Raw genomic sequence first — 23,088 nt, 5'->3', positions numbered from 1 at the left:
CTACATCTTCTGCCCAATATGCTTCACTTGTTCCATGGCCATCTCGATGATTACCCCCAAGCCACCCACCCCTGGGACAGGTGCCGGAGAGCTTTTCCAGCTTCTGCGCGACGGACGGCCCCGTACCCGTTCCGAGCTGGCAACGCGCACCGGCCTCTCTCGTTCCACGATCGCCGCACGCATCGATGCGCTTCAGGACATTGGGCTCATCGGTGCCGTCGGGCCCGCGCTCTCCTCCGGGGGCCGCCCTCCCTCGACCTTCGCCTTCGTCCCCGAGTCCCGCACGGTGCTTGCTGCCGACCTCGGAGCTGCCCACGGGATCCTGGCGCTGACCGACCTGGCCGGAAACGTCATCGACCACCTGCGTGCCGATGTCGACATCGCCACCGGCCCGGTGCCGGTGCTCGACTGGGTGGTGCACAGCTTTATCGAACTGCTGGGGCGCAACGGCCGCGACGCCGCGACGCTCTCGGGTATCGCCATCGGCGTCCCGGGACCCGTCGAGCATTCCACCGGACGGCCCACCAAGCCCCCGATCATGCCCGGATGGAACGACTTCGACATCCCCGGCACCATCCAGCGGACCTTCGACGTGCCGGTGCTGGTGGACAACGACGTGAACATCATGGCCCTGGGCGAGCAGTCCTTCAGTTGGCCCGACACCGAGAACCTGATGTTCGTGAAGGTGGCCACGGGCATCGGGGTGGGCATCATCAGCGGCGGCGAGCTGCAGCGCGGCGCCCAGGGATCGGCCGGGGACCTCGGCCATGTCCAGGTCCCGGGAGGCGCGAGCACACCGTGCTCCTGCGGGAACACCGGCTGCCTCGAGGCGCTGGCCGGCGGGCCCGCCGTCGCCAGGAACCTGGCAGCCCACGGCATCGAGGTCGCCACCGCCTCCGAGGTCGGGAAGCTGGCCGAGGCAAACAACACCGCGGCCATCGCGGTGCTGCGCCAGGCCGGGCGCGACATCGGCTCGGTCCTGGCGATGTGCGTGAACCTGCTCAACCCCTCGGTGATCGTCCTGGGCGGGCGCCTGGCCAACGCCGGCGAACACGTGATCGCCGGGGTGCGCGAGCTGGTCTATTTCCGCTCCACCCCGCTGGCCACCCAGCACCTGGTGATCGTCGGATCGGCCTCGCGGGAAATGGCCGGGGTGCGCGGTGCCAGCATGCTGGTGATCCAGCACGTCCTTTCCGCGGCAGCCGTCGACGGGCTGGTCCAGGAGCGCAGCTCCCCCCAGTCAACCGCGGCGTCCCGGTAACGGGCGCCCCCACCCACCACCAATTCCCCCGGCACACCACGGCCACGGATGGCCAGGTACAGGAGAACGACACCATGAGCACCCCCGCTTCGACCCACCCGGTCACCCTCTTCACCGGCCAATGGGCGGACCTGCCCTTCGAGCAGGTCGCGGCGCACGCCGCCGAGTGGGGCTACGACGGCCTGGAAATCGCCGCCTCGGGCGACCACCTGGACCTGCGCAGGGCGGACGAGGACGACGACTACGCCCAGTCACGCCTGGACATCCTTGGACGCCACGGACTGAAGGTCTACGCGATCTCCAACCACCTCACCGGCCAAGCGGTGTGCGACGACCCCATCGACTTCCGCCACGAGGCGCTGGTGCGCCCGTACACCTGGGGCGACGGGGAACCGGAGGGCGTGCGCCAACGCGCCGCCGAGGACATGAAGCGCGCCGCCCGGGTCGCCCGCAAGCTCGGCGCGGATACCGTGGTGGGGTTCACCGGATCGAAGATCTGGCCCTATGTGGCCCAGTTCCCGCCGGTGCCCGCCTCGGTCATCGACGCGGGCTACCAGGACTTCGCCGATCGCTGGAACCCGATCCTCGATGTCTTCGACGAACAGGGCGTGCGCTTCGCCCACGAGGTGCACCCCTCGGAAATCGCCTATGACTACTGGTCATCGGTGCGCGCCCTGGAGGCCATCGGGCACCGGGAGGCATTCGGGTTCAACTGGGACCCCTCGCACATGATGTGGCAAAACATCGACCCCGTCGGTTTCATCTGGGACTTCAAGGACCGGATCTACCACGTCGACTGCAAGGACACCCGGATGCGCACCCCCAACGGCCGTGCAGGGGTGCTGGGTTCGCACCTGCCGTGGGGAGACCCGCGGCGCGGCTGGGACTTCGTCTCCACCGGGCACGGGGACGTTCCGTGGGAGGACGCGTTCAGGGCGTTGAAGTCCATCGGCTACTCAGGTCCGATTTCCATCGAATGGGAGGACGCCGGCATGGACCGGCTGCACGGGGCCAGCCAGGCGGTGGAGTATGTCCGCTCCTTGCTGTGGAAGCTGCCGGAGACTTCCTTCGACGCCGCCTTTGGCAACCAGCACTGACTGGCTGCCTATCTGTCGGTCTTGGCCACGCTGAGCAGCAGGCTGGATTCCTCCAGCGCGGTGATCTGCGAATAGCCCGGCGGCATCACCAGCAGGTCCCCGGTCCGTGCCTCCCAGGAATCGCCGTCCGAGCTCAGGCGGATCCGGCCGGTGAGCACCATGACCGTCGCCTCGCCGGGATTGATGTGTTCCTTCAGCTCGGTGCCGGAGGCCAGGCCGATGACCGTCTGGCGCAAGGTCTGTTCGTGCCCGCCGAACACGGTGCTGGCCGCGCGCCCGCTGGACTGCGCCGCGGCTGCCTGCACCTGTGCGCGGGCAATGGCCGTCAGTGAAAACTTCTTCATGTGCTCCTCGTTCCCCGCGGCAAACCCTCTTGCCCAAGGATGTCCCGGGGACACCGCGCGGGTCAAGGAACCATCCGGCGGCAGCCGGCCGCTCCCGCTCTGCCCGCGGGACGGCGAACCATGGCCAATTCCCTTCCCCGGCGGTAGGTTGAAGGCAGCAGCCGGGCGGCTTCGCCGGCCAAACCAGCCGCCCCGGCTCACGATTCCGGGACGCCACGCCGGGCGCTCCGATCCGGCCTGGAGGCACCGCATTCAGGGATCGGACGCCAGGGGACGCCCCACCGGCTGGTTATGAGGGCACGCACCTGGAACTCGAGGTGGCGATGGAAGGACCAACACCGCCGACAACTTCACCTAGCCACGCAACAACCGGCCACCGGCGCGGCGGTCGGCAACATTCCCGAGAGGACGACGCTTCCATGTCCAGCAACTCCTTCAACGCCCAGGCCCTGCTTTCAGTCGACGGGCACGACTACCAGATCCACCGGATCGACGTCATCGAAAACTCCTCCCGCCTGCCCTACAGCCTCAAGGTGCTGCTGGAAAACCTGCTGCGCAACGAGGACGGCCGGCTGGTCACCGCCGAGCAGGTCAACGCCCTGGCCGCATGGGACCCGGCCGCCGAGGCTTCCAGCGAAATCCAGTACACCCCGGCCCGCGTGCTGATGCAGGACTTCACGGGTGTGCCCTGCGTGGTGGACCTGGTGGCCATGCGCGACGCCATGACGGAGCTGGGCGGGGATGCGCGGAAGGTCAACCCGCTGATCCCCGCCGAGCTGGTCATCGACCATTCGGTCATCGCCGACGTCTTCGCCCGGAACGATGCCTTTTCCGTCAACGCCGACTACGAGTTCAAGCGCAACCAGGAGCGATACCAGCTGCTGCGCTGGGCCCAACACTCCTTCGACGACTTCCTGGTGGTCCCGCCCGACACCGGGATCTGCCACCAGGTCAACCTGGAATACCTCTCCCGCGTGGTGTTCACCCGTGAGGGGCCCGACGGCCCCGAAGCCTACCCGGACACCCTGGTCGGCACCGACTCGCACACCCCGATGGTCAACGGGCTGGGCGTGCTGGGCTGGGGCGTGGGCGGCATCGAGGCAGAGGCCGCGATGCTCGGCCAGCCCATGAGCCTGCTGATCCCGCAGGTCGTGGGACTCAAGCTCACCGGCGAGCTGTCCGAGGGCACCACCGCCACGGACCTGGTGCTCACCGTCGCCGAGCTTTTGCGCAAGCTCCGCGTGGTGGGCAAGTTCGTGGACTTCTTCGGTCCCGGCGTCGCCAACGTCCCGCTGGCCACCCGCGCCACGCTGGGGAACATGTCCCCCGAGTACGGCTCCACCGGAGCGCTGTTCCCCATCGACGCCGAGACCCTCGACTACCTGCGGCTCACCGGCCGCGACCCACACCAGGTCAAGCTGGTCGAGGCCTACGCCAAGGAACAGGGCCTCTGGCACGATCCGGAGCACGTCCCGGACTTCAGCGAGGTCCTGGAGCTGGACCTGGGCACCGTGGTTCCCTCGCTGGCCGGGCCCAAGCGGCCCCAGGACCGCATCCCGCTGGCCGCGGCCCAGGGCGCGGTGCGCCGGCTGCTGGCCGGGGACACCCAGGAGGAGGCGATCGCCGGCGGGCTCGACGACGCCGAGGCCGATTCCTTCCCCGCCTCCGACCCGATCGCCGTCAGCTCCCGGATCGAACGCGACACCCCGCCGCACGACTACGCCGGCGGCGAGGCCGCGATCAGCTGGCCGTCCAAGCCCGCCACGGTACATCTCGGGGACGGCACCGAGGTGATCGACCACGGATCGGTCGTCATCGCCGCCATCACCTCCTGCACCAACACCTCAAACCCCACCGTGATGCTGGGCGCGGCGCTGCTGGCGAAGAAGGCCGTGGAGCGCGGGCTGCGTTCCAAGCCGTGGGTCAAGACCACCCTGGCGCCGGGCTCCCGCGTGGTCACCGACTACTACAACCGCTCCGGGCTGACCCCCTACCTGGAGACGCTGGGCTTCAACCTGGTCGGCTACGGCTGCACCACCTGCATCGGCAACTCCGGCCCGCTGATCCCGGAAATCAGCGAGGCAGTGAACGCCCACGACCTCACGGTCGCCTCGGTGCTCTCGGGCAACCGCAACTTCGAGGGCCGCATACACGGTGAGGTGAAGATGAACTTCCTGGCCTCCCCGCCGCTGGTCATCGCCTACGCCCTGGCCGGCTCGATGCACGTGGACCTGCTCAACGATTCCCTCGGCGAGGACACCGAGGGCAACCAGGTCTACCTGCGCGACATCTGGCCCAGTGGCGAGGAAGTCAAGGCAGTGGTCGATGCCAACCTCGAGGCCTCGATGTTCACCAAGGGGTACGCGGACGTCTACCACGGGGATGAGAACTGGCGCTCGATGCACATCCCCGAGGGCGACCGGTTCGCCTGGGACGAGTCCTCCACCTACGTGCAGTCCCCACCCTACTTCGAGGGCGTGGGACCGGTGCCCGATCCCATCGGGGACATCACCGGCGCCCGCGTACTGGCGTACCTGGGCGACTCGGTCACCACCGACCACATCTCCCCGGCCGGCGCCATCCGCAAGGACTCCCCCGCCGGCGCCTACCTGTTGGACAAGGGCGTGGAACCTGCGGATTTCAACTCCTACGGCTCGCGGCGCGGCAACCACCACGTGATGATCCGCGGCACCTTCGCCAACGTCCGGCTGCGCAACAAGCTGGTCCCCGGCACCGAGGGCGGCTTCACCCGGCACCTGCCGGGCACCGACACCACGACCATCTTCGACGCCTCGCTGGCCTACGCGAAGGACAACACGCCGCTGGTGATCCTGGCCGGGTCGGATTACGGTTCGGGCTCCTCCCGCGACTGGGCAGCAAAGGGCACCCTGCTGCTGGGCGTCAAGGCCGTGCTGGCCACCTCGTTCGAGCGCATCCACCGCTCCAACCTGATAGGCATGGGTGTGCTGCCGCTGCAGTTCCGCGATCGTGAAACAGCACAGTCCCTGGGCCTCACCGGCGAGGAGGTCTTCTCCATCACCGGGCTGGCCGGGACCGATGAATTGCCCGGCGAAGTCACCGTGGCGGTGGAACCCGCCGATTCATCGGGCGGTCAATCCCGCGAAATCACGATGCGGGTACGCATCGACACCCCGGCCGAGGAGGCGTACTACCGCCACGGCGGCATCCTGCAATACGTGTTGCGCCAGTTGCTCGACGCCTGACGCGCACCCGGGGGCGGGCCCTCTTGGCCGGGAGCGGTCCGCCCGCGTGCCGCCGGTCGCCAACCGCACGGCCAATGGGTGGCGTCAGCGGCGGCAATCAGTAAGCTGGAACCACTGATCAAACGTTCGTTAATGCACAATCGCCCGGAAAGGCGGAGACATTATGAGTATCGGTGCCGGAATTTTCCTGTTCGTTGTCGGCGCGGTGATCCGCTTCGCACTGAATGTCGAAGTGAGCTGGCTGGACCTTCCACTGGTCGGGAACCTCCTCATGGGAGCCGGCGTCCTGATCTTTGTGCTGGGGCTGGTTTTCACCTTCCGCCGTCGCCGTAGCGTCTCGACCCGCCGGACCGTCAATGGCCACGGCGAGGTCGACGGTGTCACGCGGACCACCCGCGAAGTGGACGACCCCGACCTCTAACCGCTGCCTTACCGTCCCGGCGCGCCCTTGTTCCCGCCCCGCGGGACCGGCATACTCGGGGCATGATGCGAAGCGTCGCCGTCCTGTCCGACATCCACGGGGTATTGCCGGTGCTCGAGGCGGTCCTGGCCGAACCCGCCGTGGCGGCCGCGGAGCTCATCGTCGTCACCGGGGACCACGCCGCGGGGCCGCAACCCACCGAGGTCCTGGACCTTTTGGCGGCCCTGGGCGAGCGGGCCGTGCTGGTGCGCGGCAACGCCGACCGCGAGCTGGCGGCCGTGGCCCGGGGAGCTTCGATCGAGGTTGCCGACGAGGTCGTTCCCTGGGCCGCCGCGCAGCTGGCCCCGAAACACATCTCGCTACTGGAGCAGCTGCCGCATCCTGTCACCTTGGAGGTCCAGGGCTTCGGCCCCGTTCTCTTCTGCCACGGGACCCCGCGGGACGACGAAGAGGTCGTGCTGGTGGACAGCCGGCTGGAGCGCTGGACGGAAGTCTTCGCCGGGTTGCCCGACGCAGTCCAGACCGTGGTCTGCGGGCACACCCACATGCCGTTTGTGCGGCTGGTGGATCGACGCATGGTCGTCAACCCCGGCAGCGTGGGCATGCCCTACGGCCGTCCGGGTGGCAACTGGGCCCTGCTGCACAACGGTGCAGTATCCCTTCACCGCAGCACCATCGACGTCGAGAAAACCATCGAACGAGTGGTGGCCGAATCAAGCTACCCGAACCGCCGGCAATGGGCCGAGTACTTCATCCGCTCCACCGCGAGCGACGCCGAGGCACTCACCGTGTTCGGCCCCCGGGACGGCCGCGGGAAGTAGCCGCACCGGGGCATCCTCCTCCGCTTCCGGCCCGGGCGCAACAACCGTGCACCTGGTTTGTGGATCAACCGGGTCCCCATCCACAGACATTGCCACCCCGAACCATTCCTCTTCGCGTCGACGCATGCTGGTGGACATGGAAACCGACCGGTTCATCGAACTCATCGCGGGTACCCGCGGCACCCCGGGACACCCTGTGTCGCCGGACGATGAACTGCGCGCGCTGCTCGAGGCCCAGCGGTTGGCCCGCGACCTCGCCCGGCGCGTCGCACGCACCACCTCCCCCACCGCCGCCGCCCTGTTCGCCCAAGCCGCCGAGGAAGCGCACCGCGCCGCTGGCCACGCCCAGCTCCTCGCGGCCGACACTGCCCGGCGCACCCTGGCCCACGAACTGCCCGAGGCCACGTTCGACGCCCTCGCCGCGGTCCACGCGGACCCGGCCCCCTACGTCGTCGGCACGACGTACCTGCCCGAGGATCCTCGGACCGTTCCCACCGGGCGGCCCGTCTTCAAGGACACCACCGAGTTCCTCACCGGCTTCCTGCACATCTCCTTCTTTGAGGCCCGCGAACGCGTCCGCTCCATTGACCGGCTGCTGCCCGGCACCGACATCCACGGCCAACCCGTCCCGGCGAGGTTCCCGACGCTGGCCGACGACCTGGCCAATGGCACCGCCGACCCGAAGGAAATCGGTGCCGCGGCCCGCAGGCTGGAAAAACTCGCACCACACATCAACCAGCACCCCAACCCCGCCGTGCTGGCCGGGCAGCTGGAGGATCAGGTCGCCGAATCCGTGCGTCGCGAGGACCCCCGCACCACCGCCAAGCTGCTCGCCGGCATCCAGGGCACCCTCGAACAGGGCACCAAGGACGTCCCGGAGGACGTCCTGCGCGCCAGAACCGGTCTCTTCAACCGCGGCACCACCGGCGGGCTCGGCGAATTCCTGCTCCGCACCCTGCCCGCCGACACCGAGGCCCTGCTGGCCCTCTGCGCCAGCACCGACAACCCCCGGACCAAGGCCGGGGACCGCGACGGCCTGCTCGCCCAGTCCCTGGCCACCGGTGCCGCCGCGGGCTCGGGCGCAGGCGCCGCCGCCGGCAGCGACGGCACCGGGCCCGCCAACGCCTCCAACGCTTCCGGCTCCAACGGCGCCAACGCCTCCAACGCCGCCAACGGCCGGTCGAACACCGGCAACGGTGCCGGAGCCGGGTTCCCTGATTTCCTCGTCGACCCCACCACCGGCCGCCCGCTGAACGACGCGGAGGCCGTCAGGAACCTGTCCCTGGACCCCAACGGCCTCAACCTGGACAACTTGTTCACCGGGAACGGCGCCAACAACACCGGCAACGGGACCGGCAACAGGGCCGGCGATCCGGCCACCATGAACTCCGCCGCCTCCGGCCCCGACGGACTCACCCCTCCCCAACGCCATCTCCAGGGGCTGATGAACCTCATCAGGTCCGCCGGGAACCCCGCCACCGGGAAGAAGACCACCGGTCTTCCCTCCCCCAAGACCCTGGTCATCGCCACCCTTGACGAACTCCGCGGCTTGGCCGACACCCACGGCATCACCAGCCGCGGCCAACAACTCACCCCCGCCGAACTCCGCCAGGGCCTGTGCAACGGCGGGGTCATCCCAGCGGTCATGGGCGGGGACTCCCGGATCCTTGACCTCGGCCGGGAGGAACGCCTCTTCCCCGACTACATGCGCGAAATCATTCTCGGCCTCTACGGCGGTTGCATCATGCCCGGCTGCACCGTTCCGCCCGAACACTGCGAAATCCACCACTTCAACTTCTTCGCCAACGGCGGCAAGACCGAGATCAACGAAGGCGCCCCCGGATGCACCTCGGCACACCACGCCTTCCACACCGGGCTGGTGCGCGTCGTCCGTGACACCGACGGGCTCTTCAGCGTCATCCTGCCCAAGTTCATGGACCCCGAACAAAAACCCCGACGCAACAATTACTGGCGGGACCGCACCCTGAACCCACCCCTGTTCTGAGAGGCACGGCCCACGGCCGTGGACCTGCCGGTGATTTCCCATGCCCATGCCCAATAACGGGCATGCAAAAGGGCGGTCCGCCCCGAAACCGGAGGGGCGGACCGCCCTTGGTGTCTCACCAGACGCGCAACAACGACTACTTGGCGGTTTGGTCCTGCAACGCCTTCACGATCTGCGGCAGCAAGCCGCGGAACGCACGTCCGCGGTGGCTGATGGCATTCTTTTCCTCGCTGGAAAGTTCCGCCACGGAGATCTCGTAGCCATCGGGCTGCAGGATCGGGTCGTAGCCGAAGCCGCCGTTCCCCCGCCGTTCGTGCAGCAGCACCCCGGCCAGGTGGCCCATCTCCACGGCAACAAAGCCGCCCGGGGTGGCCAGCGCCGCGGCACACACGAAGGACGCCCCGCGGTGTTCATCGGAAATATCTCCCAGCTGGGCCAGCAGCAGGTCGATGTTCGCCTCGTCATCACCGTGCTTCCCTGACCAACGGGCCGAGAAAATCCCCGGCGCCCCGCCAAGCACATCGACCGAGAGACCCGAATCGTCGGCGATGGCAACCAGGCCGGTGGCCTCGCACACCGCACGCGCCTTCAGCAGGGCGTTGCCCTCGAAGCTCACCTGGTCCTCGACGACGTCCGGCGCACCCACGGCACCGGCGTCGACGACCTGTGTGTCCACGTCCAGCCCCGGGACCTGCCCGCGCAGCAGCTCGCGCAGTTCGCGCAGCTTGCCCTGGTTGTGCGTGGCCAGCACCAAACGCGGGGTGGCACCCATGCTCAGAGCCCCAAAGTGGCGCGCTGGATCAGTGCCAGCTCCGTGGTGCCAACCAGCGCCAGGTCCAGCAGCGAATCAAGTTCTGCGCGCTTGAACGGGACGCCCTCGGCGGTGCCCTGCACCTCGACGAAGTCGCCAGTCCCGGTGACGACGACGTTCATGTCGGTCTCGGCGCGCACGTCCTCCTCGTAGGGCAGATCCAGCATCGGGACCCCGTCGATGATGCCCACGGAAATCGCGGCAACCGAGTCGGTGAGCACGGTGGCGTTCTTCTTCACCAGCTTGTTTTCCTTGGCCCACTCGATGGCCTCGGCCAGTGCGACGTAGGCGCCGGTGATCGCGGCGGTGCGGGTGCCGCCGTCGGCCTGAAGCACGTCGCAGTCCAACACGATGGTGTTCTCGCCCAGTGCCTTGGTGTCGATGACCGCGCGCAGCGAGCGGCCGATCAGGCGGGAGATTTCGTGGGTGCGCCCGCCGATCTTGCCCTTGACGGACTCGCGGCCGTTGCGGGTGTTGGTGGCCCGCGGCAGCATGGCGTACTCGGCGGTGACCCAGCCGGTGCCCTGCCCCTTGAGCCAGCGCGGCACGCCCTCGGTGAAGGACGCGGTGCACAGCACCTTGGTGTTGCCGAATTCGATCAGGGCCGAGCCCTCGGCCTGCTTGGACCAGCCACGGGTAATGGTGATCTCACGGAGTTGGTCGACGCCGCGCCCGTCGGCGCGCACTGCTGCTGTGGTTGATGCTGAAGTCATGGCTTCAAGTCTAGTCGTCACGCCGAGCTGTTCCGTCGAGACAGTGTGGCGATGCGGTTCCGCAGCTCACCTGACACGCACCACCACATGTGGAAACCGGCAGCCAGGCGAAAGCGCTAGTTCTTCCTGGTGCCAGGCCACTCGCGGGCCGGCGCCGAACGCACGATCGAGACCGGTGCGGTCGGCAGCGACTTGGGGGTGCCCAGCTGCGAGCCGGAGAACACCCCGTATGTCACCCCGGAGACCGCCACGGCGATGCCGCCGTCGTAGACTTCCTTGGCCTCGTTGACCACGGTGTTGATGTCCGTCCACACCGGGATGTGGGTCAACAGCAGGCGTTCGACCCCGGCCTCGGCCGCCGCCTCGCCGGCGCGCCGCCCGGTCAGGTGCACACCGTGGATCGCATCGTCGCGGCCCTCCTCGAAGGCCGCCTCACACAGGAACATGTCGGCACCCCGGGCCGCCTCGACGAGTTCGGGGCAGGCATCGGTGTCACCCGAATAGGTCAGCACGCTGGTCTGCAGCGACCCGTCGGCCACCGGCTCGGTCGCCTCGACGCGGAATGCGTAGGACTCCTCGATGGGGTGCAGCACCGGGTAGGGGGTGATCGAAAATGGGCCGATCTTCACCGGCTGGCGGGATTTCCAGTGCTGGAAGTCGTAGTCGGGGTGCATGCCCTCATCCAGCGGCAGTCCGTAGGCCGTGGCCATCCGGTCCGCGGTGGCAGCAGGTCCGTGCACCAGCATCCGATCACGGTTCCAGCCGTTGGGATCCCAGCGGATGGCCACGTGCATGCCGCACAAATCCATGCAGTGGTCCGGGTGCAGGTGGGAGATGAAGATTCCGTCCAGGTCCTTGATGTCCGCATAGCGTTGCAACACGCCCAGCGCACCGGAGCCAAGGTCGAGCAGGATCTTCCAGTCCCGTTCGCCGTCGAACGCGGTGACCAGGTAGCAGGAGGCAGGCGACCCCGGGCCGGGGAACGAGCCGGTGCAGCCGATGATGGTCAGCTTCATGAGGCACTCGCTTTCGAAAGAGCCACCATCTGCGGGGTAATCATCGCGATGGAGCCGGTCGGGTAGTGGGCGGCCACGTGGTCGACTTGCTCGACCGCGAGTACTTCCGGGCCCAGGAAGCGCCTGGCCAGGATCTCAAAACTATCGGAGTCGCCGGTGGACAGGAACTGGTGCGTGGGCGCCTGCTCCTCGGTGCGCGCCAGGTCGTGCTGCATTAGCGCGCGGTAGACGTCCTTCGCGGTTTCCTCGGCGCTGGAGACCAGGGTGACGTCCTCGCCCATGACGTAGGAGATCACGCCGGTCAGCAGCGGGTAGTGGGTGCAGCCCAGCACCAGCGTGTCCACGCCGGCTGCCTTGAGCGGCGCCAGGTAGGCCTCGGCCGTCTCCATGAGCTCTGCCCCGGTGGTGATCCCGTTTTCGACAAACTCGACGAAGCGCGGGCAGGCGACGGAGGTGATGGAGTAGTGCGGGGCGGCGGCGAAGGCATCCTCGTAGGCGCGGGACCCGACGGTGGCCTGGGTGCCGATGACCCCGATCTTCCCATTGCGGGTGGCGGCGACGGCGCGGCGCACCGCGGGCTGGATCACTTCGACCACGGGAATCCCGTAGCGGGCGGTGTAGCGTTCGCGGGCATCGCGCAGCACCGCGGCGGAGGCGGAGTTGCAGGCAATCACCAGCAGCTTGACGCCGGCGTCGACGAGTTCGTCCATCACCCCCAGCGCATTCGCCCGCACCTCGGCGATGGGAAGCGGCCCATAGGGCGAATTCGCGGTGTCCCCGACGTACATCGTGGATTCACCGGGAAGCTGGTCAATAATGGCGCGGGAAACGGTCAGGCCGCCGACCCCCGAGTCGAAGATACCCAGCGGGGCATTCGGATGGGGTCGCTCTGATGTTCGATTCTCGCTAGAGGACACACTTGTCATGGTCTACGAAGCCTACGTGGTTTTCAACGCCAACAGCTAGCACGTGCGACACACTGTAGCCCAGCTCACAAGGACTTGAGCATGGCCTGCATCAGGGATTCCTGCAACCAGGTGACGAAGTTGTAGACCAGCGCAAGGTATTCGTCGACGGTTTCGGCCTTCGACCAATCGTCCTGCGCATGGATGCGCTCGGCGTCTTCCTCGCTTTCCAGGCCAAGCCGTTCGGCCAGCACCAGGCGCACGTCGTTGACCGCTGCGGCGAAGCGCGGCGCCGTCTGCTCGTTGAGCAGGATGCTTCCGGACTCCATCAGCAGGGCGGCCTCGCGCAGCGCCCCGATCTTGCGTTCACGGATCCCGCGCTCCGAGAGCCTGCGAAATTCCAGCGATGCGGCGGCATCCTCGGGGTCGGCGTCCGGCAACAGGCGCTTGGTGGCCCGGTCACTCGGTGCGGCGAAGTCTTCCTTGTGGGAGTTCGGATCCAGGCCGACCAGCGCATAGAGCGGATCCTCGTCGTCGGCCCGCTGGGGCTCCAGCAACGTGATGACGTCCTCAAAGAGACCGCGCAGCAGCTGGCGTTCGGCGGCTTCGAGGGACGCGGAGAACCCGCGCATGGTGTTCTTGAATGCCCGTGCCATATCTAGGCTGCGTCCGCCTTGGACAAGGTGGCCCACAGCCCGAACCCGTGCATGGCGGCAACGTCGGCCTCGATCTTCTCGCGGTTGCCGGTGGCGACCACGCTGCGGCCCTCCTGGTGGACCTGCATCATCAGCTTCTCGGCCTTGGCCTCGTTGTATCCGAAGTAGGAGCGGAAGACAAAGCTGACGTAGCTCATCAGGTTGACCGGGTCGTTCCAGACGATCAAGATGTAGGGCTGGTCGAGTTCGTGTGCTTGTGCCTGCTCTACGTGCTCAAGCACATCGGGCATCGCAGTCATGGTTGGCATACTCACCATTCTACGACCGGCCGCCTCGGATGCGAACCGGGCGCCAACCGGGCCGTGGACACAACTGCTCCAAAAGCGCAAGGCGACGACTCACGTGAACCAACGCGGCATGGAACCGGTGCCGGGTCTAGAGTATCTACTAGCGTTTATGCCGCAGACCCGGTTTCGCCCCGCCACCTGCGGCGGCCCGGATCCGGCACCCGACGCCCGATAACGGTGCAAACCAGTCCGGCATTCCATTGCCCCAGTCCCCCCGTCGCGAGGAGCCCCCCGGCCATGTGGCAGCAGCCCACCTCCCTGTTTACCGACCACTACGAACTGACGATGCTGCAGGCTTCCCTGCACTCGGGAGCGGCGCACCGCCCCAGCGTCTTCGAGGCCTTCGCCCGCCGCCTGCCCGATGGGCGGCGCTACGGCGTGCTGGCCGGGACCGGCAGGGTCCTTGAGGGCATCAAGGAGTTCCGCTTCGGCGACGAACAACTGCGCTTTCTCTCCGACACCAAGGTCGTGGACGCCACCACCATCAAGTACCTCGAAGACTTCAAATTCAGCGGCAACATCCATGGTTACGCCGAGGGGGAAATCTACTTCCCGTACTCCCCCGTGATGATTGTCGAGTCGACCTTCGCCGAGGCCTGCGTGCTGGAGACCTTCATCCTTTCGGCGCTGAACCACGATTCGGCCATCGCCTCCGCGGCCTCGCGCATGATCGCCTCCGCCGGAACCCGCCCGTGCATCGAGATGGGTTCGCGCCGCACCCACGAGGAATCCGCTGTCGCCGCCGCCCGCGCCGCGATCATCGCCGGGTTCGACTCGACATCGAACCTCGAGGCCGGGCACCGCTACGGCCTCAAGACCGTGGGCACCGCCGCTCATTCCTTCACGCTGCTGCACGATTCCGAACGCGCAGCATTCGAGGCGCAGGTCGCCTCGATGGGCGTGGGCACCGCCCTGCTGGTTGACACCTACGACGTGGAGCAGGGCGTGCGCACCGCGGTGGAGGTGGCCGGCCCCGGGCTGGGCGCCGTGCGCCTTGATTCGGGGGACCTGGTGGAACAGGCCCGCTGGGTGCGCACCCTGCTCGATGACCTGGGCAACGAGAACACCCGCATCATGGTCACCTCAGACCTCGACGAATACGCCATCGCGGCCCTCCAATCCGCACCGGTGGATGCCTACGGCGTGGGCACCTCGCTGGTCACCGGCTCCGGGCACCCGACGGCATCGATGGTCTACAAGCTGGTGTCCCGCAAGAACGACGCGGGCGACTACGTGGACGTTGCCAAGGCCGCCAAGAACAAGGTCTCGGTGGGCGGACGCAAGTTCGCCGTGCGCCTGCTCAACGAGCGCGGCCGAGCCACCGAGGAATTGATCGGCGTGGGCGAGGTGCCCGCTTCCGACGCGAACGACCGGGCCTTGCTGACACAATTTGTTGAAAACGGGGTCATCGACGAGGCATTCACCGGTGCCGCGGGCGTGCACCGCGCCACCAAGCGCCACCACGACTCCATCCAGGAAATGCCCGGCAGCTCCCGCCGCCTGCAGCGCGGCGAACCGGTGATCGGCACCCGATTCATTGACGAGAACTGAGAACAGCGAGAGGAAGCCATCATGACCCAGGAATCAACCAGCGTGCCGGAACAACCTGCGGCACGGGCATTGATCATCGTGGATGTCCAGAACGATTTCTGCGAGGGCGGAAGCCTCGGCGTGGAGGGCGGGGCCGCCGTGGCCGCGTCCATCGCCACCGTACTGCGCGAGCGCGCCGACAGCTACGCGGCGGTGGTGGCAACCCAGGATTGGCACATCGATCCGGGGTCCCATTTCTCCGATTCCCCTGACTTCATCGACTCCTGGCCGGTGCACTGCGTTGCCGCAACGGAAGGTGCCGCGCTGCACCCGGAGCTGTCCGCGGCTGCCGGCTACATCCAGCACCATTTCCGCAAGGGCCGTTACGCGGCAGCGTATTCCGGCTTCGAGGGCCGCTTGTCCGCGGACGAGGACGACGTGGCCGACGAGGGCGGTGAGCTGCTGGGCGACTGGCTGCGCAGACAGGACATCGCCGCGGTGGACATCGTGGGCATCGCCACCGACTACTGTGTGCGCGCCACGGCCCTGGATGCCAAGTCACAGGGCTTCGCCACCACCGTCATCGCCCCGCTGACCGCTGCGGTGCATCCGGCGAACGCCCCCGGGGTGCTGCAGGAACTGCGCGACGCCGAGGTCACCGTCCTGTCCCTGGGCTAGGCCCGCGCCGAGCCAGGGTCCATTTCGGACGCCGCACCAGGCGGTACACGAAATGCCGGCGGCCCGGTGCGTTGGAGAGCATCCAACACACCGGGCCGCCGACTACATTAAGCGATCATTTCTTGCCGATGAACCAGCCCTGCAGCTTGTTCAGCCGCTTCTGCAGCTGCTCGGCATTGGCCTGGGCGACGGCCGGCCCGCCGCACACCTCGCGCAGCTTGGTGTGGATGACCCCGTGCGGGGTGCCGGTGCGCGCGCTCCAGGCCGAGACGTTCTTGGAGAGCGTCGAGCGCATCTCCATCAGCGCCCGGTGATCGACCACCGGTGCGGCCGCGGCCTCCTCGGCGCCCTTGCGCACCTTGCGCCGGGAGACCTGTTCGGCCTGGCGCTGGCGCAGCAGCACGCCCACCTGGTCGGCGTCCAGCAGCCCGGGGATGCCCAGGAAGTCTTCCTCCTCCTCGGATCCCACGGCGCCGCCGGTGCCGAACTCGCCGCCGTCAAAGAGCACCCGGTCGAAGGAGGCGTTGGAGTTCAGCGCCTCGAACTTCTGCTTGTTCAGCTCGTCGCTGGCCTTTTCCTCGCGGTTGGCCTCGGCGACCAGGTCGTCCTCGGGGTTGTAGTCCGGGTCCTGGAAGTGCTTCTCCGGGCGGTCCAGCGCGTGGTCGCGCTCGGTCTCCATCTCGTTCGCCAGCGCCATCAGCACCGGCACCGAGGGCAGGAAGATCGAGGCGACCTCGCCGCGCTTTCGGCTGCGCACGTAGCGGCCGATGGCCTGGGCGAAGAAGAGCGGGGTGGAGGTGGAGGTGGCGTAGACGCCCACGCACAGCCGGGGCACGTCGACGCCCTCGGACACCATGCGCACCGCGACCATCCAGCGCGAATCACCGGCGGAGAACTCGTCGATCTTCTTCGAGGCGCCGGCGTCGTCGGACAGGATCACGGTGACCTTCTCGCCGCAGATCTTCTCCAACTGCTCGGCGTAGCCGCGCGCGTCCTCGTGGTCGGTGGCGATCACCAGGGCACCGGCGTCCGGCACGGTGCGGCGGACCCGGGTCAGGCGCTTGTCGGCGGCCGCGAGCACCGAGGGAATCCAGTCCCCCGCCGGGTCAAGGGCGGTGCGCCAGGCGTGCGCGGTGATGTCCTTGGTGAAGCCCTCGCCAAGCTGGGCCTCCATTTCCTCGCCGGAGCTGGTCTTCCAGCGCATGGACCCGGAATAGGCCATGAACAGCACCGGGCGCACCACGTGGTCGCGCAGGGCCTGGCCGTAGCCGTAGGTGTAGTCGGCCTTGGAACGGCGGATGCCGTCGGGACCTTCGGCGTACTCGACGAAGGGGATGGCCGCGGTGTCGGAGCGGAAGGGGGTGCCGGTCAGCGCCAGGCGGCGGGTGGCCGGCTCGAAGGCCTCCCGGATGCCGTCGCCCCAGGAAAGTGCGTCGCCGCCGTGGTGGATCTCGTCCAGGATCACCAGGGTGCGGGCGGCCTCGGTCTTGGCGCGGTGCAGCATCGGCTTGGAGGCGACCTGCGCGTAGGTGACGACGACGCCGATGTAGCCATCGCCGTGCCTGCCGTCGGAGTTCTTGAAGTTCGGGTCAATGGCCAGGCCCACGCGGCCGGCGGCATCAGCCCACTGCTTCTTGAGGTGGTCGGTGGGGGCCACCACGATGATGCGGTTGACGGTCTTGGCGTCGACCAGCACCTTGGCCAGGCGCAGCGCGAAGGTGGTCTTGCCGGCGCCGGGGGTCGCCACGGCCATGAAGTCGCGGGGATTGGCGGTGAAGTACTTGTCCAGCGCCTCGGCCTGCCAGGCGCGGAGCTTGGGGCCGGTGCCCCAGGCCGCCCGTTCGGGGTAGGCGGGAGGAAGACGGTCCTCCATGGGCAACTTGTCTGCAAGTGAGAACAAGGTATCGGTCATGCATACACCTCCACGGCAATAAAAAAGCTTCCCCCCGGGGCGCGGGCCGGCGCGCCCCAGGGGGTTCTGTGTGAACCTACGCTGCGTGGAAGATGATTACTTCTTGTCCTTGTCCCCACCACCGGTGAGGCCCTCGTAGATTTCCTTGCACTCGGGGCACACGGGGAACTTCTGCGGGTCGCGGCCCGGGATCCACACCTTGCCGCACAGGGCAATGACCGGATCGCCGGAAAGCGCCGACTCCATGATCTTTTCCTTGCGCACGTAGTGCGCAAAGCGCTCGTGGTCCCCGGCCTCGACGTCCTGGGCCTGCTCGGTGCGCTCGATGGTGGTGGCACCGCCGCCGGAGGTAGTGCGCGGGTCATCTCGGAACGGATCTAGGGGCATGCTCATGTCCACCAGTCTAACAACGGATTGATCAACTTCCGGCAGATTCGCCGCGTGCGGTGCATCGCACCGTTGCCTCAGCGGTTGACCATGACGGCCTGCATCAGCTCCGGCAGCCGGGCCTCGAGCCATCGCCCGCCGATGCGGATTCCCGCCGCCAGCAGCACCGCGCCCTCCATCACGCCCACGAGCAGTGCCAACCAGCCGAAGAGCGCATTCCCCGTCAGCAACTGGGCCACCAGCAGTCCGAGGGCCGGCAGCAGGAGCAGGAACATGATCGCGAACGTGGCCAGCTGCACGATGGCCATCCGCGCGCCGGCGCCCGGAGGCGTCTTGAACGGGCTCTCACCCGGTAGCGGCACCGCGTAGGTGAAGCGCGCCGAGGCCACCGATGCCACGCCGAGGCCGGCCAGCAGTCCGCACAGCGAAATCCCGAGGATCGCCGGCAGCAGCTCGGTCCGGTCCAGGAACACCGGTGGCAGGATGGCCGCCAGTAGCGTTACCGGCAGTGCCAACACGGCACAGGCCACCACGCGCCCTGCCCGGTCGGCGACCCCGCGCACCCCGGTGAGCAGGTGCAGCGAGAAGGCGGTGGAATCGTAGGACACGTCGGCGGAAATCGAGAACGCCATCAGGATCCCCAGCAGCGGCCCCAGGACCAGCATGGCCTGGGGGTAGCCGGAATTGGAGGCCGTAAACCAGATCAGCACCGGCATCAGCGGGACAACCACGATGGACGCGGCGTAGCGCGGGTCCTTGAGCCAATACGTCAGCGCCCGGGCCGCCACGGCGCCGACCGGGGTCGCGGGGAAAACGCCGAACGCGCCCATGCCCACGGGCTTGGAGCTGGTGCGCGGCGCCATCGGGTTCTCCATCGACTGGTGCAGACCGCGTTCCCACGCCCAGATCACCGCGCCAAGATAGGAAAACCCTAGCGCCAGGCGCAGCACGCCCAGCCCCCAGGCCCCGGCGGCCAGGTCCCCGGGGAGCGCCGCGAAGACGCCCAGCGGGGTGAATCCCAGCACCGCCACGACCCGCGGCAGCCAGTCCAGCACCGATTCGATGCCCGAGGCCGCCGAGCCGATGATGGGCCCCAGCAGGATCAGCGGGATGATCGCGATGATCCCTGCGACGTCGCGGAAGCGCCGCGAACCGGTCAGCCGCGCCATCGAGGTGGTGGTCAGCCGCGCAAGCGCCAGGCACATCAACGCACCCAGCACTCCTCCCACGACGGCGGCCGCCAACGTGGCGGGGTGGTGGCGCCAGGCCAGGAACTGCCCGCCGAACAGCAGCAACGTCAGCAGCCCCGGTATCCCGATGAAGCCCGAGAGCAGCAGTCCGGTTGCCAGCCGGGGCCGCGAGAGCGTGAAGGTGGTGAAGCGCGCCGGGTCAAGGGTCAGGTCGACCCCGAAGGCGATCAACGGGATCAGCGCCCAGCCCAGGGTGATGAGCGAGACCGCGGAGACCAGGATGGTGTTGGCCAGCGCCGGGTCGACATCCGCCAGGTACGCCGTGCCCGATACGAGCATCACGACCATGCCCAGCCCGTAGACCACCCCGATGGCAACGCCGACCAATTGCCAGGGACTGCGCCGGAAGGAGTTCTTCAGCAGCAGCAGCTTGAGCCTTAGGAGGTGTGCAACCATGAGAGCCCCTCGTTGGTTCCGCGTCCGCCGACCAGCTCAACGAAGCGGTCCTCCAGTGAAGTTGCCCCGCGCACCTCGTCCACGGTTCCGGCCGCCAGCAGGTTGCCGTTCGCGATGACCGCGACGTGGCTGCACATGCGCTGGACCAGGTCCATGACATGGGAGGAGACGATGACGGTGCCGCCGTGGGCCACGTAGTCGGCGAGGATCTCACGAATGTTGGCGGCGGAGACCGGGTCGACAGCCTCGAAGGGCTCATCGAGCACCAGCACGCGCGGGGAATGGATCAACGCGGTGGCCAGGGCGATTTTCTTGGTCATGCCGGCCGAGTAGTCGACGACCAGCTTGGATCCGGCGTCTTCGAGGTCCAGCACGCGAAGCAGGTCTTCGGTGCGCGTCTGCACCGTTGCGCGATCCATGCCGCGCAGCAGGCCGGAATAGGTGACCAGCTGGCGACCGGAGAGCCGGTCGAAGAGCCGGACCCCGTCGGCCAGCACGCCCATGGCTGCCTTGGCCTTCAGCGGCTCGGCCCAGACGTCGATGCCGTTCAGCCATGCCTGGCCGGCGTCGGGGCGCAGCAGTCCGGTTGCCATCGACAGCGTGGTGGTCTTGCCGGCGCCGTTGGGCCCCACCAAGCCGAAAAACGACCCGGCTGGGACATCGAGGGATATGCCGTTGACCGCGACTTTTTCGCCGAATCGCTTGCCCAGCGATCGAATCGACAGGGCCGCCGTACCGGGGTCGGGGTAAGAGTTGCTCATGACATCGAAAATAACAGTCGATGGATGGTTTTGCCGTCATCCCTGCGGACTAATCCCATGGTCGACGCACACCCGAGAACCGGATCGGGCTGCCCACTGCGGTGCCCTGAAAGCACTGGGACAATTGTCCTGAATGAGTGGACGCCGCCTTCGCCGCCACGACTAGGGACCTATTCCCCTTCTACGGCACGACCATCGTACTATCGGGTATCGTCCCCAGCCGCCCGGCCCGCTTCCAGCCGGCCGGGGCCACCAGCGAGCCGCTGCAGCGGCAGCTTCGATCCGTTGGAGGGCATTGGGGCAAAGTTCGCGCGCCTTGCTCTCGCCTTCACGGTGGCCGAAGCCTAAAATGAAAAAAACGTGTTTCCGTTCAGCATGTTCTTCGGCCCCTAGCCATGGACCGAATAATTGCATATTTCGTACTTGGGGTGCGTATGTATCATCTGCGTTTGCTCGGTAAGGCACCAGCGATTTCCGCCGCTAACGGTGTGGTGCACCGTAGGGAGTACATACGCCCGAAGGCACCGGCCGCGACTTCGCCGCACAACGGATTCAAGCGCTGGAAGGTCCATCTGCTCATGGACCGTGCGGGACATGCGACGACCGACCCGTGGCCCGCCAACATCTCTTTCGACTCGACGGCCGCCCTTGCAACGGAACCCACCGAACGGTTTCTTGCCCTGCGGCTGCGGGAGACGACCCGACGAACCCGGGTGCGACCGGACGTTGCCGACCGTCTGCGGGTGAAGTCATGACCGCTTATCCCGGGCCGGCGGTGGCTGCACGTTCCCCGCGGCATATAAGGGCCCAGAGACACTCACAAGCAAGGCTCGCGGGCCTCGCACTGCTGTGCACAGCAGGTTGGGTCGCGTCGGTGACCGTCGGGGGCTCCCTCGACGCCGCGCTCGGAGTGCAGCAGATCGCGTTGGCCGTGCACATCATGGCCATGGTCGTTTCACTGGGCGCCATCCTGCTTATCGACTGGGTCGGCCTGCTGTGGCTGCTGGGCCGGCGGCAAATACACGAACCCGGGCGCGTGGAATCGGCGGCCGTACTGTTGATCTGGGGCGGGCTGGGCATGCTTCTGCTCTCCGGCGCGTTCATCAGCCCCGATCTGAGCGATACCCCCACCCGCGTGAAGTTGGCGTGCGTACTCGTGCTGATGCTCAACGGTGTGGCCATCGCACCGGTGATGAAGCGCCTGCACGAGATGCCGGCAAGCACCAAGTTCTCGCAGCTCAGCCTGGGCCTGCGGGCGCGGATGCTGATGGCACTGTCGATCTCCCAGGCCTGCTGGTGGTCGGCCGTGGTCATCGGCCTGCTCAACTCCGCGATCAGGCGCGGGCCCTGAGACCGGGCGAACGGTGCCTTCGGTAGACGCAGTGCCGTAGGCCAAAGACGGGGAGGCAAGTCGCACCAAGCGACTTGCCTCCCCGTCTTTGTGGCGCGGTGCGTTGCCCCGCCGGAAATTCCTAGAAGAGCACGCGTGCCAGTTTCTGTCGCGAGGCCACGACGCGCGCATCGCCCACACCGACCACCGAATACAGTTCGACGAGACGGGCCCGGGCGGTTTCCTTCTCTTCGCCTGCGTTGCGGCCGATGAATGCCACCAGGCGAGCGAAGGCGTCCTCGACGTGGCCCCCGACCAGGTCCATGTCCGCAACGTCCAGCTGCGCGTGCAGGTCATCGGGGGCAGCGGCACCGGCGGCACGCACGGCGGCCAGGTCCTTCCCCTCGGTGCGCATCAACAGGCGCACTTGGTTCAGCCCGATGGCAGCCTCGTTGTCGTTGGGCTTTTCGTTCAGCGCCTGCTTGTAGGCGCTTTCGGCCGCGGGCAGGTCTCCGGATTCGATGGCGTCCAGGGCCGCCTGGTGCAGTGGCGGCAGCGGGGCGGGGCCTGCTGCCGGTGCGGTGGTGCCCAGCGGAGGGATGGTCCCGGCCACGCCGTGCTGCACGCCCAGGGCCAGCAGCTCGTCCATCAGCGACTGGATCTGCGAGGTCTCGGCACCGCCCTGGAAGAGCGGCACCGGCTGGCCGTTGATCAGGGCGATGACGGAGGGCACCTGCGTAACCTGGAAAGCCTGGGCGATGGCCGGCTGTTGCTCGGCGTCCACGGTGGCCAGCGCGAGGGTCCCGCGTTTGGCATCCACCAGGGAGGCGATCACACCATCGAGCTGCACGGAGGCCGGGGAGCGCGGGCTGCCCAGTGAAACGATCACCGGCACCTGCTGGGAAAGGGCAACGACTTCCGGGAAGCTCTCCTGGTTGACGGAGCGGACCCAGGTGGGCGCGGCCTCGCCCGAAGCACTGACCGGCTCCGGTTGGGACTGCTGCTTGAAGGCTGCCAGATCAATGGCGCCGCGTGAGGAGGGTGCAGTGGGTTCAGGCATGCTGGTGGTCATTCCTCTACTTTAGGCCGCATCGTGCCCGGGTGGAAAACCCGTTGCGGCGATCCGGGCCTGCGCACCGGCTGGCGCCAACGACGGAAGGCGCGGTGCCTCGGTGCCCGGGAACCGATTCCCGTGGCCTGAGGCACCACGCCTTCAAGTGCGG

The 23,088-nt window shown here is 67.7% G+C and carries 21 protein-coding genes; 9 read left to right on the top strand and 12 right to left on the bottom strand.

Annotation, left to right across the window (positions count from 1 at the left end; genetic code table 11):
* Positions 1-34 precede the first annotated feature (34 nt).
* Together Q2T94_RS16165 and Q2T94_RS16160 are read left to right on the top strand one after the other, a co-directional pair.
* On the top strand, positions 35-1,261 hold the full coding sequence (locus Q2T94_RS16165; protein WP_302265707.1) for an ROK family transcriptional regulator: 1,227 nt from the start codon (positions 35-37) through the stop codon (positions 1,259-1,261).
* A gap of 74 nt (positions 1,262-1,335) precedes the next feature.
* Complete coding sequence (locus Q2T94_RS16160; RefSeq protein ID WP_302265705.1) at positions 1,336-2,358, top strand: sugar phosphate isomerase/epimerase family protein; 1,023 nt, start codon at positions 1,336-1,338, stop codon at positions 2,356-2,358.
* Positions 2,359-2,366: 8 nt separating this feature from the next.
* On the opposite strand, the gene Q2T94_RS16155 is transcribed toward Q2T94_RS16160, so the two are convergent.
* Complete coding sequence (locus Q2T94_RS16155) at positions 2,367-2,702, bottom strand: cupin domain-containing protein (protein WP_264269297.1); 336 nt, start codon at positions 2,700-2,702, stop codon at positions 2,367-2,369.
* 419 nt (positions 2,703-3,121) lie between these two features.
* Here Q2T94_RS16155 and Q2T94_RS16150 point away from each other — a divergent pair, with 419 nt between their 5' ends.
* From Q2T94_RS16150 to Q2T94_RS16135, 4 genes are all read left to right on the top strand, one after another.
* On the top strand, positions 3,122-5,926 hold the full coding sequence (locus Q2T94_RS16150; protein WP_302265703.1) for an aconitate hydratase: 2,805 nt from the start codon (positions 3,122-3,124) through the stop codon (positions 5,924-5,926).
* Between the two features lie 163 nt (positions 5,927-6,089).
* Positions 6,090-6,347 (top strand): DUF6458 family protein, encoded by a 258-nt coding sequence (locus tag Q2T94_RS16145; protein WP_264269295.1) that lies wholly within the window; start codon positions 6,090-6,092, stop codon positions 6,345-6,347.
* A 62-nt stretch (positions 6,348-6,409) separates the two neighbouring features.
* Positions 6,410-7,168, top strand: coding sequence for a metallophosphoesterase family protein (locus Q2T94_RS16140; RefSeq protein ID WP_302265701.1), 759 nt, complete (start codon positions 6,410-6,412; stop codon positions 7,166-7,168).
* A 136-nt stretch (positions 7,169-7,304) separates the two neighbouring features.
* Positions 7,305-9,173, top strand: coding sequence for an HNH endonuclease signature motif containing protein (locus Q2T94_RS16135; protein WP_302265700.1), 1,869 nt, complete (start codon positions 7,305-7,307; stop codon positions 9,171-9,173).
* Between the two features lie 136 nt (positions 9,174-9,309).
* On the opposite strand, the gene rdgB is transcribed toward Q2T94_RS16135, so the two are convergent.
* The 6 genes from rdgB to clpS form a co-directional block, all read right to left on the bottom strand.
* The gene (rdgB, locus tag Q2T94_RS16130; RefSeq protein WP_302265698.1) at positions 9,310-9,945 is read right to left on the bottom strand and encodes an RdgB/HAM1 family non-canonical purine NTP pyrophosphatase; all 636 of its coding nucleotides are present in this window, start codon (positions 9,943-9,945) and stop codon (positions 9,310-9,312) included.
* Between the two features lie 2 nt (positions 9,946-9,947).
* Positions 9,948-10,697 (bottom strand): ribonuclease PH, encoded by a 750-nt coding sequence (gene rph / locus Q2T94_RS16125; RefSeq protein ID WP_302265697.1) that lies wholly within the window; start codon positions 10,695-10,697, stop codon positions 9,948-9,950.
* 116 nt (positions 10,698-10,813) lie between these two features.
* The gene (locus Q2T94_RS16120; RefSeq protein WP_302265696.1) at positions 10,814-11,713 is read right to left on the bottom strand and encodes an MBL fold metallo-hydrolase; all 900 of its coding nucleotides are present in this window, start codon (positions 11,711-11,713) and stop codon (positions 10,814-10,816) included.
* Positions 11,710-12,639 carry a glutamate racemase gene (murI, locus tag Q2T94_RS16115; protein ID WP_302265695.1) on the bottom strand — a complete coding sequence of 310 codons (930 nt, stop codon included), beginning with the start codon at positions 12,637-12,639 and terminating at the stop codon, positions 11,710-11,712. Before murI ends, Q2T94_RS16120 begins: the two co-directional genes overlap by 4 nt.
* 65 nt (positions 12,640-12,704) lie before the next feature.
* Positions 12,705-13,274 carry a DUF2017 domain-containing protein gene (locus Q2T94_RS16110; protein ID WP_302265694.1) on the bottom strand — a complete coding sequence of 190 codons (570 nt, stop codon included), beginning with the start codon at positions 13,272-13,274 and terminating at the stop codon, positions 12,705-12,707.
* Between the two features lie 2 nt (positions 13,275-13,276).
* On the bottom strand, positions 13,277-13,573 hold the full coding sequence (clpS, locus tag Q2T94_RS16105) for an ATP-dependent Clp protease adapter ClpS (RefSeq protein ID WP_264269433.1): 297 nt from the start codon (positions 13,571-13,573) through the stop codon (positions 13,277-13,279).
* A 285-nt stretch (positions 13,574-13,858) separates the two neighbouring features.
* Between clpS and Q2T94_RS16100 the strand changes: the two genes are divergently transcribed.
* The gene (locus Q2T94_RS16100; protein WP_264269288.1) at positions 13,859-15,172 is read left to right on the top strand and encodes a nicotinate phosphoribosyltransferase; all 1,314 of its coding nucleotides are present in this window, start codon (positions 13,859-13,861) and stop codon (positions 15,170-15,172) included.
* Between the two features lie 21 nt (positions 15,173-15,193).
* Entirely contained in the window at positions 15,194-15,829 is a 636-nt protein-coding gene (locus Q2T94_RS16095; RefSeq protein WP_302265693.1) for an isochorismatase family protein, read from the top strand.
* A 115-nt stretch (positions 15,830-15,944) separates the two neighbouring features.
* On the opposite strand, the gene Q2T94_RS16090 is transcribed toward Q2T94_RS16095, so the two are convergent.
* The 4 genes from Q2T94_RS16090 to Q2T94_RS16075 form a co-directional block, all read right to left on the bottom strand.
* Positions 15,945-17,741, bottom strand: coding sequence for a DEAD/DEAH box helicase (locus tag Q2T94_RS16090; RefSeq protein ID WP_264269285.1), 1,797 nt, complete (start codon positions 17,739-17,741; stop codon positions 15,945-15,947).
* A 96-nt stretch (positions 17,742-17,837) separates the two neighbouring features.
* Positions 17,838-18,134 (bottom strand): DUF3039 domain-containing protein, encoded by a 297-nt coding sequence (locus Q2T94_RS16085; protein WP_264269284.1) that lies wholly within the window; start codon positions 18,132-18,134, stop codon positions 17,838-17,840.
* 71 nt (positions 18,135-18,205) lie between these two features.
* A complete protein-coding gene (locus Q2T94_RS16080; RefSeq protein ID WP_302265692.1) occupies positions 18,206-19,774 on the bottom strand; it encodes a transporter in 1,569 nt (522 codons plus the stop codon).
* Entirely contained in the window at positions 19,756-20,535 is a 780-nt protein-coding gene (locus tag Q2T94_RS16075; protein WP_264269282.1) for an ABC transporter ATP-binding protein, read from the bottom strand. The genes Q2T94_RS16080 and Q2T94_RS16075 overlap by 19 nt, the downstream gene beginning before the upstream one ends.
* A gap of 874 nt (positions 20,536-21,409) precedes the next feature.
* Here Q2T94_RS16075 and Q2T94_RS16070 point away from each other — a divergent pair.
* Positions 21,410-21,886 carry a hypothetical protein gene (locus Q2T94_RS16070; RefSeq protein ID WP_264269281.1) on the top strand — a complete coding sequence of 159 codons (477 nt, stop codon included), beginning with the start codon at positions 21,410-21,412 and terminating at the stop codon, positions 21,884-21,886.
* 121 nt (positions 21,887-22,007) lie between these two features.
* On the opposite strand, the gene Q2T94_RS16065 is transcribed toward Q2T94_RS16070, so the two are convergent.
* Complete coding sequence (locus Q2T94_RS16065) at positions 22,008-22,925, bottom strand: tetratricopeptide repeat protein (protein WP_302265691.1); 918 nt, start codon at positions 22,923-22,925, stop codon at positions 22,008-22,010.
* Positions 22,926-23,088 lie beyond the last annotated feature (163 nt).

The sequence above is a fragment of the Paeniglutamicibacter sulfureus genome (assembly GCF_030512175.1).
In the GTDB taxonomy this organism is placed as follows: Bacteria; Actinomycetota; Actinomycetes; order Actinomycetales; family Micrococcaceae; genus Paeniglutamicibacter; species Paeniglutamicibacter sulfureus.
The sequence above is the reverse complement of the archived record's forward strand: the minus strand, read 5'-3'. Positions and strand labels throughout refer to the sequence as shown.